This is a genomic window from Halapricum desulfuricans, assembly GCF_017094465.1.
Classification (GTDB): Archaea; Halobacteriota; Halobacteria; order Halobacteriales; family Haloarculaceae; genus Halapricum.
Genome location: NZ_CP064791.1, coordinates 2,186,966 through 2,200,517, shown reverse-complemented (window position 1 = coordinate 2,200,517; position 13,552 = coordinate 2,186,966). Strand labels below are relative to the sequence as shown.

The window sequence follows — 13,552 nt, the reverse complement described above, 5'->3', positions numbered from 1 at the left end:
CCACTGCTATGTCACTCGCTGCGGACACTCGGGAGGCGGTTCGAGCACACCCGTTCGTCTACGAGGGACTGCGTGCGGGGGTCCTCAACTACTCCGCTGCGGCCCGGTTTCTGGACGTCGGCGAGACCGACGCCGTCGCGGCGGCACTGCGGCGCTACGCTGAGGAGTTGCCCGAACGCGACGCGGCCGAGCGCGAACTCCGGGTGACGATGCACAGCGGCGTCGGTCCCGCCGAGGACAGCGACGAGCCACTGCTCGAGGTGGGTGAGACGGCACTCGCGGCCGACGGCGGCGACGCGACGGCGGTCGTCGCGACCGGCGATGTCAGTCCCGATCTGCTGGGGACGGTCCTGGGTCGGTTCGCGGCCGCCGAGATTGCAGTCGAAGCTGCGGCAGTCGGGTCGGATACGCTTGTGGTCGTCGTCGGGCGCCGGGACGGGCCGGACGCGGTGCGGCTGATCGAGCAAAGCGAGGCGTGATGGCGACTCCGACGGATTGAAACGCTGGCTCGCGTAGTGACGGGCAATGACGCTGCGCGTGAGTAACACGCTGACCGGCGAGCGCGAGGAGTTCGTACCCGAAGATTCCGACGCCGTCCGGTTGTACTACTGCGGGCTGACGGTCTCGGACCCGCCCCACCTGGGTCATGCCCGTGGGTGGGTCCACGTCGACGTGATGGACCGGTGGCTCTCCTGGCTGGGCTATGACGTGCATCACGTCGAGAACTTCACCGACGTCAACGAGAAGATCGTCGCCCGCGTCGGCGAGGACGGATCGAGCGAGGCCGATGTCGCAGAGTCCTACATCCAGGAGGTCATTCGGTCTATGCGCGATCTCAACCTCAAGCGCGCGGAGGTCTACCCCCGCGTCTCCGAGCACGTTCCGGAGATCATCGACCTGGTGGAGACGCTGATCGAGAAGGGCTACGCCTACGAGTCGAACGGCTCGGTCTACTTCGACGTGACGAGCTTCGAGGACTACGGCAAACTCTCCAACCAGGAGATCGACGAACTGGAGGCCCAGGGCAGCGCGGACGAACAGGCCGAGAAACGCCACCCGGCGGACTTCGCGGTCTGGAAGGGCGGCGGTGTCGATCCTGCGGAGATTGCCGATCACCAACACGCCGAGGCCGCACCCGCCGAGGAGGCCTGCGGGACCGCCGAGACGTGGGACTCCCCGTGGGGCGACGGTCGTCCGGGCTGGCACATCGAGTGCTCGGTGATGAGTATGACCCATCTCGACGAGACGCTGGACATCCACGTCGGCGGGCAGGATCTGGTCTTCCCCCACCACGAAAACGAGATCGCCCAGAGCGAGGCTGCGACCGGCGAAACCTTCGCCAACTACTGGCTGCACGTCCGCCTGCTCGAGACTAAAGGCGAGAAGATGTCCTCGTCGCTGGGCAACTTCGAGACGGTCCAGGAGGCCATCGAGCGCTATGGGACGGACGTCGTACGGACCTTCCTGCTGTCGACGGCCTACCACAACAGCGCCGTCTACGGCGAGGATACGATCAACGAAGCCATCGAGCGCTTCGAACGGCTGGAGCGGGGCTACGAGCGCGCCGTCGAGGTCTGTGACAGCGTCGACGCCCGGACCAAGGTAGAGGACGAGGACCTCCGGGCGGCCGTCGAGACCGCTCGCGAGGATTTCGAGACGGCGATGAACGACGACTTCAACACCCGGGCGGCGATGACGGCACTCCTGGAACTCGTGGGCGAGGTCAACTCCCATATCGACGAGCACGACCAGTACGACTACCGCGGACTCCGGCGGGCGATCGAGACCATCGAAGAGTTTGCGGGTGGCGTCTTCGGGCTCTCGCTGGGCGGGGCCGACGGCGGCGATGTCGAACTGGCCGAAGACGTGATCGACCTCGTTCTCGAGATCCGCGAGCACGAACGCGAGGCTGGCAACTACGAGCGCGCCGACGAACTCCGGGACGAACTGGAATCGCTCGGCGTCGAGGTCCAAGATACCGACGACGGTCCGGTCGCGCGGATCGAGTAGGCCACAGACTTTTTTCCCTCGGCGGCGACGCCCGGATATGATCGAATCCCTCGTCTACCGCGGCGGTGCCGTCGAGTCCTACGACGATCTCGCGAGGGCGAAAGCCGCCGAGGGGACGACGTGGGTTCACGCGACGGGGGTCACTGACGACGAGCGCGAACGCGTGCGTGAGGCGTTTGACCTGCACCCGCTCGCGATCGACGACATCACCGGCAACATCCGTGCCAAGACCGAGGAGTTCTCCGACTACGTGTTCGTCCTGCTGAAGACGGCCCGACTCACGCGGGGTGCGACCACCTTCGAGGAGGAGATTACCGACGACCCGGTGGGGATCTTCTTCAGCAATGACTGGGTGGTGACGCTGACGACCGGCACGGCCGAGGAGATCGGGCGGGTGCGCGCTGCCGTCGAATCTCGAGACGAGCGGCTGCTCGAGCGTGGCGCGGACTTCACGGCCTACCGGATCATCGACGCGATGGTCGATCGGTACTTCGACCTGCTGGACAGCATCGAGACGAAGATCGAATCTATCGAGGACGAGGTCGTCGCCTCGACTGACATCGACCTGCTCGAAGGGATCAACAGCGTCCGGCGGGAGCTGCTCTCCTTTCGCAAGCTCCTGTGGCCGGCCAGGGAAGCCGTCGGGACGCTCGCCCGAGGCGATCCCAAGCCAATCTCCGAGGAGACAGAAAAGTACTACCGCGACGTGTACGATCACCTCGTCCAGCTGGTCGACCTGACCGAGACCTACCGCGATCTGATCGCCGGGACGCGGGACATCTATCTCAACACCCTTTCCCAATCGACCAACGAGGTGATGAAGGTTCTCACGGTGGTTGCGACGATATTCATCCCGCTCACCTTCGTCGCCGGCGTCTACGGGATGAACTTCGAGTGGATGCCCGAGCTTGGCTGGCGGTGGGGGTACCCGGCCGTGCTGGGGCTGATGGTCGCTACCGCCGCCGGTATGGGCTGGTTCTTCCGCCGTCGGGAGTACATCTAGAGGATCAGCGGGCCGAGTAACACCCCCATCAGCGAGACGCGGCGGGCACCGACCCGCGGCGGTACCAGTCCGACCACCGTCGCTGCGATGAAGATCCCGACGCCTACCACGCCGCTCAGGATCCAGAGTAACGCGACCAGCAGGGCAAGCACGCCGATCGACACCCGGGTGTTGTCGAGTTGCCCGACGACCGCGAGATACCGATCGCCGAGGACGATCACGAGCGCGAACCCGACAAGCGAGGCGACGGCGATCGCGAGCAGCCACAGTGCCAGCGACTGCGGGGCGTTGACCGATTCGACGGCGACGACCACACCCGTCCGGGTCGAGCCGAAGGTGACGAACGCCACGAGCGCGAAAATTGCCGTCGCCGTGTTGACGCCGCTGGTCGCGACGACGAACCCGCGGGCGCCACGCGAACGCGGCACTGCGAGCAGGACCATCGTGGCCGCGATCGCGCTGGAGACGCCCGGCAGGAAGCCGACGACTGCCCCCGCGAGCGCACCCATTCCGGCCAGGCCGACGACCAGCCAGCGCGTCGTCAGCACGACCGGCTCGTCCTGCGGGGGGACGCCCGAACCACCGATCGAATCGAGCAGGATCGGCGCGCCGAACAGCCCGGCGAACAGCGGCGCGAGCGTGTTTCCAACTGTAACCATCCCGCCGACCGACACATCCAGTGTGACGAACCCGAGGGCCGCGCTCGCAGCGAACGAGAGGGCTGCGCCGATCCGCGCGGGCCGGTTCGGCTCCGACATGAGCAGGACGGCGACGATGGCAGTGAGCACGATCGACAGGTGCGACTCGAGCCACGGCATCCCGGCGGCCATCGCCTCGGTCAGCGGCAGCGCCAGCGGGACGGCCGCGACCACGGCCAGCCCGCTCCCCATCGCCGACAGCCGCAACGCTTCGCGGCCCCGCCCCTCCAGGACGAGCTCGTGACCCGGCAGTGCGGTCGCAGCCATTGCCGGGTCGGGCACGCCCAGCGCCAGCGACGGCACGATGTCCAGAAACGTGTGGGTTGTTCCCGCCGCGAGCATCGCGGCCGCGACGTACTGCGGCGGCCCCGGCACCGCCGACGCGAACGACGCGAGCAACAGCGCGAACGTGTTCGCGTGTAGGCCGGGCGTGAGTCCGCTGATCGACCCGAGACAGACCCCACCGCCGATGTAGGCGAGAACCAGGGCAGTCGCTGTCGGATCGACGACCAGCCGAACGCCAGCAGCCTCCATCGACTCGTCTTACCTCCGGGTTCACTCATAAACTCGCGGGTCTGGGAGGTAACTAGTCGTTGACGTCCTCGAGGTGATTGTTGACCACCACGCGACCGGCCGGTGTCAACTGCAGGCCGTCCTCGCCGTCGATGAGGAGGTCTTTCTTTTCGAGTTGGCCCCGGAGGAGTTCGACCTCGCTGGTCTCCATGTCAAGCACTTTCGCGAGGGGAATGCCGTCCATCTCCCCGGTCGAGTAGACGGAAACGAGGAGTTCTTTCTCCGGCTTGGACAGATCGATGTCCCTGATCTCGTCCATGACCTCGCGGTACTCCCGCCGGAGATACCGCCCCAGGATGTTCATCTTCCGCGAGGAGGGGAGCGCGGCGAGCGTGACTACCGCCTGTCCGTTCGAGTTGTGTGTCGCTGCCAGCACTGGGCGCGTCGCGCCGCTGATCTCCCGTGACAGCCGCTCGAACCCAGTGACGGTCGCGAGCCTGATCGTGAACTCCCCGTCCGGTCGCTTGAGCCGAATCTGACGAGGCTCCATGAATAGCTTGGCCGGCGTGAACTCCGCGCCGGTGACTCGACCACCGATCCGAGCGGGGTGTTTCACCGTCGCATCCGTGCCGTTGAGCAACGCCTTGAACAGCACCGTGTTGAACTTCTCGATCGTCTCGTCGTCAGCCTCGATGGCAGCGACGAACTGCTGGTCGTTGCGCTCGAAGGCGACCGTCACCGTCGAGTTGAAGAAGTCGCCCAGATCGTCCGGTACCTGTCCGACTGCGACGTCGAAAATCGACGATAGCGGGATCTGTGTCTTGCCCTCTTGGGCGGCCAACACCAGCCGCTTGCGACTGAGGAGGATCCGCCCTTTTACGGGCTCGGCACGCGCGGACTTCTGGGAGTTGAAGCTGCCGACGAAGTCCGCGATGATCGATTCCGACATCCCTTGGCTACCCAGTAGTTACAGCGGACGAATATTGAGGGTTTCGAGGGAGTATCAATGGAGAGAACGGCACGCCCCACACTGTGGTCTTTTACTCGAGCGACTCGGCGATGTCCGACAGCGACCCTTTTGGGGGCTCTCTAACGGTGTAGACGACGCGCTGTCCGGCTTCTCGCAACCCGTAGTGGTACCCGTCGTGTAACACGTCGAGCAACAGCGACCGGCCCGGGTCCACGTCTGCGTCCTCGACCCACTCGATCAGGCGGTTTTCGCCCTCGTCGCTCCGTGCCAGACGGGCGTTGTCGAACGCCCCGCGGACGACGAGCGTGCCGTCGAGTCCCGACTCGACGCGTGCGTGATAGGCCTGGCCATCGAGCGTGATCCGGACGACGTCGCCGTCGCCGGCCTCGATCGTCTCGGGGAGTTCGAGTTTCGGGCGCGAGGTCCGACCGGCGGTGCCGAGCGTCATGCGGTGGGTCTCGACTGCCTCGTGGTCGCTGGCGATCCGGTCGGCCATGACCTTATTCGTCGTCGGATTCGCCGAGCAACTCGGCGACGTCACCGCTACCGGCTTCAGCGACCGTCGCGTTGATCTGGCGCACTTCGTCGCTGATCTCGCGGCCACGGACAGTCACGCGCTTTCGCTCGCCGTCGCGGGACGGCTCGTAGCCGACTCCACCCTCTAGCATGACTGACTTGAGGTCCGGGCCGCGAACGTCCCCGCGGAGGGGGCGACCGGCCGTATCCGAGCCGCCGGTAATCTCGAGCGTGTACCCGTCGAGACCGACGGCACTACCCTCGACCTCGTCGCCGATCTCTCGGCCCATAAATCGGTTCGCGTCCTGTCCGTCGACGTCAATCTGGTACGTCACGCCGCTGTCGGGATCCGCAACGGCGACGGTGAAATCTGCCATACCTGTATCCTGCCAGTCCCGCTTAAAAAGCCCGTCGAACCGCAACGGCGTCTCTCCCGTTCGGTCACCGCCGGTCGATCCCGACGATCGTCGAAACGCGAGCGTTCTCCTTCAGGCTCACTCCGGCACCGCCGACCGACAGCGGAACGCGACCAAGCGACTGCACAGTCAGCGTCGGGTGAAACGCTCCGCGTTCGCGGACGGCTTCCCGGGTCTGAATCTCGGCGACGAGGTCTGACGGAAGCGACAGCGATTCGTTGTATTCGAGGAGATACTGTCCCGAATCGAGGTGCCACCACTCGTAGTCGTCGTCGGGATTCCGGAGCGTCCGCTCGGGGGATGTCATCTCCGCGTCTTCAAGTTCGCCGCCGCCGAAGTCGATTCGACCTGGTGTGTCAACCTCGAAGACTTCCGCGACGGTCAGATCGAATCCGGGTCCGTCGGTCTGAGTCGGCTCGTGGACGGTGTCTTCGACGAACTGCCCTAGTTCCATATCCGGTGTCGTTGCGTGCCAGCGTAAAAAACATCCTCCCGTTCCGAACGATCATCCCTGCTAGTTTTCAGTCGATGGGAACGCACGCGAGGGTTATGGCCGGAAGGGGCCGAGTGAAGAGTACGATGTCCGGGATGCGCGCCGAACTCGAGATACCGGCGACCGAGGCCTGCCCTGTCGCCCGGTTCACCGAACGCACAGACGGGTCGGTCACTTCGGTACGCCGCGCGAGAAACGGGGACGGGGAATACACCGAGGAGTTCACCGCGACCGGAAACGTCGATCCGGACGCGTTCGATCAGAACCTCGAATCGCTGTTCGAGTACCAGTCTGCACAGGTCTTTCAGTTCACCCACGACCTGAAAGACTGCGTCTGTGAGTACGTCGAACAGCACGAACATCCGATCGCCGACGTCCGGGCACAGGACGGCTCGCTCGTCCTGACGCTTCACCTGACCAATATCACTGACCTGCGCGATCTCGTGACCGAACTCCGCGAGCAGTTCGGTTCGGTGCGCATCCGCTATCTGCTGCAGGTCGACAGCGACGAGGAAGGTGCCGACGACGTCGTTCCGATCAACCGCGCCCGCCTGACTGACCGCCAGCTCGAAGTCTTAGAGACCGCTCACGAGATGGGCTATTTCTCCTATCCCCGCTCGGCAAACGCCACCGACGTCGCCAACGCGCTGGGGATCGACGCCTCGACGTTCACCGAGCACCTCGCCGCAGCCCAGTCGAAACTGATGGACGAGATCCTCGCGACCCCTTAAAATATTCTGTATACTTTAGGGCAACCTAATACAGGTGGCGGCCCGGACTGTTTTCTCGATGAACGTCGCAGCCGACGTGACAGAGCTGATCGGGGAGACGCCGCTGGTTCGAGTGGATTCGATCGCGCCGAACCTGCTGGTAAAACTGGAGTCGTTCAACCCCTACTCGGTCAAAGACCGGATCGCCCGCGAGATGCTCGATTCGGCCGCCGAGGCGGGCGAGTTGACAGACGAGACAGTCGTGATCGAACCGACGAGCGGGAACACGGGGATCGGCCTGGCAGCGGTCTGTGCCGCCCGGGACCAGGAGTTGATCCTGACGATGCCCGAATCGATGAGCGAGGAGCGACGCAAACTCCTCCGGGCGCTCGGGGCCGAACTGGAGTTGACTGACGCCGACGGGGGTATGGGCGGCGCCATCGAACGGGCCGACGAACTCGCCGGGGAGTACGACGACACCTTCGTCCCCCAGCAGTTCGACAATCCCGCCAACCCGAAGGCCCACCGGCGGACGACCGGTCCGGAACTGGACGAGGCGACCGACGGCGAACTCGACGTCTTCGTCGCCGGCGTCGGAACCGGCGGGACGATCACCGGTGTCGGGACCTATTTCGAGGACGCCGATACCGACGTCGACCTGATTGCCGTCGAACCTGGGGACTCGGCGGTGCTGTCCGGCGGCGAGGCGGGCAGCCACGGCATCCAGGGGATCGGTGCCGGGTTCGTCCCGGAGATTCTGGAGCGGGACCTGCTGGACGAGGTCCGCACAGTGAGCAAGGACAACTCGATCGAGATGGCTCGACAACTCGCCAGCGAAGCGGGAATCGCTGGCGGGATCTCGACGGGCGCGAACGTCCACGTCGCCGCGGAGGTCGCCCGCGAACGACCGGACGAACTCGTCGCGACGATCGTCTGTGATCCCGGCGAGCGATATCTCTCGACGGACCTGTACGACTTCTAGCCTGGAGCAGGCGACTCGCGGATTCTTTCAGCGAGATCCTTCGCCGCGTCGAGCTCCATATCTGGCACCGCTGCACCGATCGACAGCGGATATGCAGCGGTCTCGACACGCACTGTTGCGAGATTGCTCCGTCGCTGGAACAGCGTCGTCGTGATCGAACACTGCTGGATGTCATCGAAATCGGAGCCGCTGGCAGGAACCAGGCTGGCGGGATTTCATAGCCTTTTCGTGCTATTAGTTTCAAGTATATATTGATGGAGTCTGATGGCGAGTATGCCGGATTAAAGGTCGCTATCGGCCTCGTCGTCGCTGCCCTCGTGGGGGCATCTACATTTGGAAACAGCGAGCCTGCAACCGTCGCGTTGCGAGTAATCGTCCAGGGTGGCGTCGTCGGATACGGTTTTGCCGAAGCGCGCGGACATCGTGAAAATCCGACTGTGCTCGCTGCTGGTCTCGTGACGATAAGCGGCGGTTTGTACGGTCTCTATTTGATCCGGATGGGCGAACACGCGTTCACGACGTTACCGTACCTTGCCTTGGTTGGGACTGGTATGGCCGTGCTACAGCTGACGGTAGCGGAACAGGATACCTCTCCTGGTCTGTTGATCGTCTCATGGCTAGTTGACAGACGATAAGACGCAATCTGATTCTTTGCAGTTGTTATGCATCGGTAGGTTTTCGCCCGTCGCCCGCCAGCTAGTCGTATGGGCTACGAGGCTGAACTCGACGCGGCGATCCGGGCCGCGACCGCAGGAATGGAAGCCATGAGCGCCGAGCGCGGCGACCTCCGTGAGGCCGGCGGGACCGAGACCAAAACGAACGTCAACGATATGGTGACGGTGGCCGACCAGGCTAGCCAGGACGCGATCCTCGACGTACTGAAGTCCGCGTTCCCCGAGGATAGCGTCGTCGGCGAGGAAGGAACGGGTGAACACTACAGCGGCCACGGCCGGGAGTGGGTCGTCGACCCGATCGACGGGACGGCCAACTTCGCGGTCGGCTTTCCCTATTACTGTGTCTCGATCGCGCTGGTCGTCGACGGCCTCGTGCGAGTCGGGGTCGTCGCCTCACCTCCGCGCGCGCTCGATCGACTCTGGTACGGCGTCCGCGACGAAGGGGCGTTCGTCCACCACGGGGTCGATAGAGTGGCCGGGGCGGACGACCTCGACGGCACTCCGCTCGCGGTCAGCGACCGGGGGGAACTCTCCGGGGCGGTCGTGTTCGGTCGGCTGAGCGAGCGCGACGCCGACGTCCGGGCCATCGACGAGATCACAGTTCGGGAGATCCTCGATCGGGACGGCCAGTTCCGACGGCCGGGCAGTGCCGCGATCAACCTCGCGCAGGTCGCGGCGGGCCACGCCGACGGCTACCTCATCCTCTCGATACAGGAGTGGGACGTCGCGGCCGGCATCCTGCTGATCGAGGAGGCCGGCGGGGCCGTTCGCCGTCGCCCGTCCCGGATCGAGGACGGATCGATCGAGATCGTCGCGTCGAACGGTCCGATCCAGGCGGATCTCGAAGCGATCGCTGCGAACGCGATCGAACGGACGAAAAAGTAAATCTCCGGGGTGCTCTACGCAGGTGCGTAACAGACCCAGCCCTTCGCGGGCACCGTCAACTCGACCCACCCGTCCTCGTCGGTCTCGATCGGTTCTCCGGTCCCGGTGTAGTCTTGCAGCGTCGCTTTTTTCCAGCCGGTGTAGACCCACTCGGTGCGCGGACAGTCGGCCTTGTTGATCCCCGTCAGGAGGTTTCGGTAGCGCTCGTGGACGAACAGGTCCCGATCGGCGTGTCGGACGAACTGCTCGCCGTCCGCGAGCGTGCGTTTGGTCCAGACGAGGTTCGATAGCCACTCGGCATCGTAGTCGACGCCCTCGGCCGTGGCGTGGTTGCTGTATACGAACGGGTAGCCGGGAGCCGTGAGAATAAACGCGTAGGCCAGCCGCGAGAGCTGTGGCGGCCCCTCGTCGTGGTTGGCGACGAAGGTAACGGCACTGTCCGGGTCGCGCCCGAGCAACGAGTCCTCGTGCTGGAGTGCACCCTCCAGCCAGCGGAGGTCCCCGCCCTCGTGGAAGGCGTCGTGCATCGTGAAAAAGAGGGGATAGTCGAACGCCCGCATCCCCGTGTCGGCGTAGGCTTCCAGAAAGTCGGTGTCGCCGTCGAAGACTTCCCCGACCCGGAAGAAGTCGTGGCTGTCGGCCCAGTCGTTGAGGAACTCCTCGAAGTACCACATCGGGACGTGCTTGGCGGCGTCCCAGCGGACCCCGGCACAGCCGGTCTGGGCGATCTTCTCGATGTACGCCCGGAGGTGGCGAGTGACCTCGGGGTTGGTCTGATCGAGATCCCATAGATCGAACAGCTGCATCGTCGTCCGCCCGCCCTCGTGGGGGTGGTGGTAGTGCTCCGGATCGTCCAGATGCGCGTAGGTTCCGTCCCCTGGATCGTCCGTCGCGGTGTGGTTGACGATCGCGTCGATATACACTTCGACGTCGCCGGCCTGTGCGTCGGCGAGTGCCTCGACCATCGCCTCGAACTCCGCTTCGGTGCCGAGCGGCGAGTCCCAGGTGAGGTGATCGCGGGGATTGTAGCCGTTGCTGTCGGACGTGTTGGGCTCCATCGGCGGCTGGACCCAGACGGCACTGTAGCCTGCGCGGGCGATGCGATCGGCTTCGCGGGCGATTCGATTCCAGTGATCGCCCGTCGGTCCCAGCCCCTCGTCGTAGTCGAAATACTGGAGGCCTACGGGTTCGCCCGTCGCTGCCGATCGGCCGTCAGCGATCGAGACGCTCGTGGACGCGCTCGCTGTCCTCGCCTGGGATCCATCGTGCACTTCTTCCGATGTCGCCGTACCCTGTCTGTCACCGTGCATGGTCTATTCGATACCCGCCTTCTCGTAGGGGGTATGTCATGGCTCTACGGACCATGGCACATATATGTCTTTCATCAATTATCCTTTCTGATAGTGCTGTAAAAACGCGGGAAGCAGGTGGCGTCATGCGGGCGTCTAACGGTCGGAGACAATATTGACAAAGCTATTAGAAATATACGGAAGCAGGGTGTGGGGGGGAACGAACACGAAAGCAGGGGGAGTGGTCACAATGTCCGGAGCGACCAAGTGGGCACATGCGAGCGTCGGGACCCGCTCGCATCTTTTACTCGGAACTGAGTAATACTTGAATGGTGCTATGTTGGCTATATACATCTATATAGTCCCGTATATTCGTACGGTGTCTCGGCGAATCATCCGGATACCGCGATTGGCCGTGGCTCCCGGAACGGGACCGCCCTGTTTTTGTATTAGCCTGTCGAACACGGGGGCGTATGGAGGCCGTCAGATGAGTGCTGGGACAGCGACGTTGATCGCCCTTGTGGCGACGATCTTCGCACTGGGTGTACTTGCACAGTTGCTGGCCGCCCGGCTCCAACTCCCGAGTATCATCTTCTATATCGTCGCTGGCCTGGCGCTCGGTCCCGTCTCCGGCCTCGTTCTCGAGGATAGAATCATCACGCTGTCGACGTTCGGTGGGGCGACGACGCTATCCGCAATCGTCGGCCTCTCGGTCGCGATCATCGTCTTCGAAGGGGCGTTTCACCTGCAGATCGATCGCATCCAGGAGGCTCCGACGGCGACGTTCCGCCTCATCACGCTCGGCGCGGCGATCGCGCTCTCCGGTACTGCCGTCGTGGTGCATCTGGTGTTTCCGAGTGCGAGTTGGGGGATGTCGTTCCTGATCGGCGCGTTGCTCGTCGCGACCGGCCCGACCGTCATCGCGCCGATCCTGCAGATCGTGCCCGTCAGAGACCGCGTCGCCGCTGCACTCGAAACCGAAGGGATCGTCAACGACGTGACTGCAGCCATCGTCGCTGTCGCGATCTTCGAAGTGATCATCCTCGAAGGGCACTCACCTGCGAACCTGTTTACTGAATTCACCGCCCGGCTGGGGCAGGGACTGCTCGTCGGGATCGTCGTCGCCGGAGCTGTCTACTACATTTTGCGGTACATCGATCTCTCGCCCGGTGATGCGCCCCGAAACGCACGACTGCTCGTACTCACTGGCGCGCTCGTCTCTTACGCAGGGGCGAACTATCTGGCCGGCGAGGCCGGCGTCGCCGCCGCGGCGGTGTCTGGCTTCCTGCTCGGGAACGCCGACATCCCCTACGAGGAGGACATCATCGACTTCAAAGGCGATATCACGCTGCTCGTGCTGTCGTTCGTGTTCATCGCGCTGGCTGCCCTGCTCGAATTCGACGCCCTCGCGGAAGTCGGCATCCCGGGGCTGATCGTCGTGTTCGCGGTCGCGCTGGTGATCCGACCGGTCTTGGTCTTCGTCTCGATGGTCGGCGATCGGTTCACGACCGAGGAGAAGATCTTCGTCAGCTTCGTCGGACCCCGGGGGATCATTCCGGCGTCCGTTGCCACGTTGTTTGCCGTGCAGTTGCAGGCGGAAGGTGCCACCCAGGACGCGAATATCCTCCTGGGGACAGTCTTCCTCGTCATCCTCGTAACCGCGCTGTTCGAGGGCGGACTGGCGCGATACATCGCTGAATACCTGGACGTGATACCAATGCGAGTCATCATCGTCGGAGGCGGGAGAGTGGGCCGTGCGCTCGCCGACCGCCTCGAAGACCGAGGCGAGAACATCGTCATAATCGAACAGAACGACATCGCTGTCGAACAAAACCGGAACGCGGGCTACACCGTCGAACACGGTGACGGGACCGATACGGAAGTGTTACGCTCCGCCGGTGCGGACAAGGCCAAGATCGTCATCGCCGCGACCGGCGACGACGACGTGAACCTGCTCGTCTCCCAGCTGGCGTCCTCGAAGTTCGATGTCGAGAACGTCATCGCGCGGGCGAACAACCCGGAGAACGTCGAACCGTTCGAGGAACTGGGCGTGGAAACGATCTCCTCGTCGATGGCGACGGCCTGGGCGATCGACAACCAGATCGAACGGCCCGCTCTCGCCAACTGGATGACCGACCCCGAGCGCAGCGGCGACGTACAGGAGGTCGAAGTCACGAACCCGGACCTCCTCGATCGGCCCGTGCGGGAAGTCGGCCCGATGCTCCCGGACGGCTGTTTGATCGCACTGGTCTGTCGCAACGGCGATACCGTTGTCCCGACAGCCGATTACACGATCGAGGCGAAGGATCGAATTACTCTGCTCGGTCCAACCGAAGCCGTCCGCGAAGGGATGGCGCTCTGTCGCAACGAGACGGAATCGTAGATCTCTGCCC

At 64.1% G+C, this 13,552-nt stretch carries 15 protein-coding genes; 8 read left to right on the top strand and 7 right to left on the bottom strand.

What is annotated here, in order from left to right; genetic code table 11:
• Positions 1–8: 8 nt before the first annotated feature.
• The 3 genes from HSEST_RS11185 to corA are packed head-to-tail and all read left to right on the top strand — an operon-like array spanning position 9 to position 3,013.
• Positions 9–479, top strand: a complete 471-nt coding sequence (locus HSEST_RS11185; RefSeq protein ID WP_229121011.1) for a DUF7523 family protein — start codon at positions 9–11, stop codon at positions 477–479.
• A gap of 46 nt (positions 480–525) precedes the next feature.
• On the top strand, positions 526–2,010 hold the full coding sequence (gene cysS, locus HSEST_RS11180; RefSeq protein WP_229121010.1) for a cysteine--tRNA ligase: 1,485 nt from the start codon (positions 526–528) through the stop codon (positions 2,008–2,010).
• 37 nt (positions 2,011–2,047) lie between these two features.
• Positions 2,048–3,013 (top strand): magnesium/cobalt transporter CorA, encoded by a 966-nt coding sequence (gene corA, locus HSEST_RS11175; RefSeq protein WP_229121009.1) that lies wholly within the window; start codon positions 2,048–2,050, stop codon positions 3,011–3,013.
• Here the strand turns inward: corA and HSEST_RS11170 are convergent.
• The 5 genes from HSEST_RS11170 to HSEST_RS11150 form a co-directional block, all read right to left on the bottom strand.
• Entirely contained in the window at positions 3,010–4,245 is a 1,236-nt protein-coding gene (locus HSEST_RS11170; RefSeq protein ID WP_229121008.1) for a tripartite tricarboxylate transporter permease, read from the bottom strand. The two genes, corA and HSEST_RS11170, sit on opposite strands and share 4 nt — an antisense overlap.
• A gap of 52 nt (positions 4,246–4,297) precedes the next feature.
• Positions 4,298–5,173: a CheF family chemotaxis protein gene (locus HSEST_RS11165; RefSeq protein ID WP_229121007.1), complete on the bottom strand. Its 876-nt coding sequence runs from the start codon at positions 5,171–5,173 to the stop codon at positions 4,298–4,300.
• A 91-nt stretch (positions 5,174–5,264) separates the two neighbouring features.
• On the bottom strand, positions 5,265–5,690 hold the full coding sequence (locus tag HSEST_RS11160) for a DUF7112 family protein (RefSeq protein ID WP_229121006.1): 426 nt from the start codon (positions 5,688–5,690) through the stop codon (positions 5,265–5,267).
• Between the two features lie 4 nt (positions 5,691–5,694).
• Positions 5,695–6,087, bottom strand: a complete 393-nt coding sequence (locus tag HSEST_RS11155) for a 30S ribosomal protein S6e (protein WP_229121005.1) — start codon at positions 6,085–6,087, stop codon at positions 5,695–5,697.
• Between the two features lie 64 nt (positions 6,088–6,151).
• Positions 6,152–6,580 (bottom strand): dCTP deaminase, encoded by a 429-nt coding sequence (locus HSEST_RS11150; RefSeq protein ID WP_229121004.1) that lies wholly within the window; start codon positions 6,578–6,580, stop codon positions 6,152–6,154.
• A 125-nt stretch (positions 6,581–6,705) separates the two neighbouring features.
• Between HSEST_RS11150 and HSEST_RS11145 the strand changes: the two genes are divergently transcribed.
• A complete protein-coding gene (locus tag HSEST_RS11145; RefSeq protein WP_229121003.1) occupies positions 6,706–7,350 on the top strand; it encodes a helix-turn-helix domain-containing protein in 645 nt (214 codons plus the stop codon).
• 58 nt (positions 7,351–7,408) lie between these two features.
• Complete coding sequence (gene cysK / locus HSEST_RS11140) at positions 7,409–8,311, top strand: cysteine synthase A (protein WP_229121002.1); 903 nt, start codon at positions 7,409–7,411, stop codon at positions 8,309–8,311.
• Here cysK and HSEST_RS14675 read toward each other — a convergent pair.
• Positions 8,308–8,481 carry a PH domain-containing protein gene (locus HSEST_RS14675; protein WP_418886550.1) on the bottom strand — a complete coding sequence of 58 codons (174 nt, stop codon included), beginning with the start codon at positions 8,479–8,481 and terminating at the stop codon, positions 8,308–8,310. The two genes, cysK and HSEST_RS14675, sit on opposite strands and share 4 nt — an antisense overlap.
• An 84-nt stretch (positions 8,482–8,565) precedes the next feature.
• On the opposite strand from HSEST_RS14675, the gene HSEST_RS11135 reads away from it, so the two are divergent.
• Both HSEST_RS11135 and HSEST_RS11130 read left to right on the top strand, forming a co-directional pair.
• Positions 8,566–8,946 (top strand): hypothetical protein, encoded by a 381-nt coding sequence (locus HSEST_RS11135; RefSeq protein WP_229121001.1) that lies wholly within the window; start codon positions 8,566–8,568, stop codon positions 8,944–8,946.
• 69 nt (positions 8,947–9,015) lie between these two features.
• On the top strand, positions 9,016–9,870 hold the full coding sequence (locus HSEST_RS11130) for an inositol monophosphatase family protein (RefSeq protein WP_229121000.1): 855 nt from the start codon (positions 9,016–9,018) through the stop codon (positions 9,868–9,870).
• A gap of 14 nt (positions 9,871–9,884) precedes the next feature.
• Here the strand turns inward: HSEST_RS11130 and HSEST_RS11125 are convergent, their stop codons facing one another.
• Complete coding sequence (locus HSEST_RS11125) at positions 9,885–11,180, bottom strand: alpha-amylase domain-containing protein (protein ID WP_229120999.1); 1,296 nt, start codon at positions 11,178–11,180, stop codon at positions 9,885–9,887.
• A gap of 466 nt (positions 11,181–11,646) precedes the next feature.
• On the opposite strand from HSEST_RS11125, the gene HSEST_RS11120 reads away from it, so the two are divergent.
• A complete protein-coding gene (locus HSEST_RS11120; protein ID WP_229120998.1) occupies positions 11,647–13,542 on the top strand; it encodes an NAD-binding protein in 1,896 nt (631 codons plus the stop codon).
• Positions 13,543–13,552 lie beyond the last annotated feature (10 nt).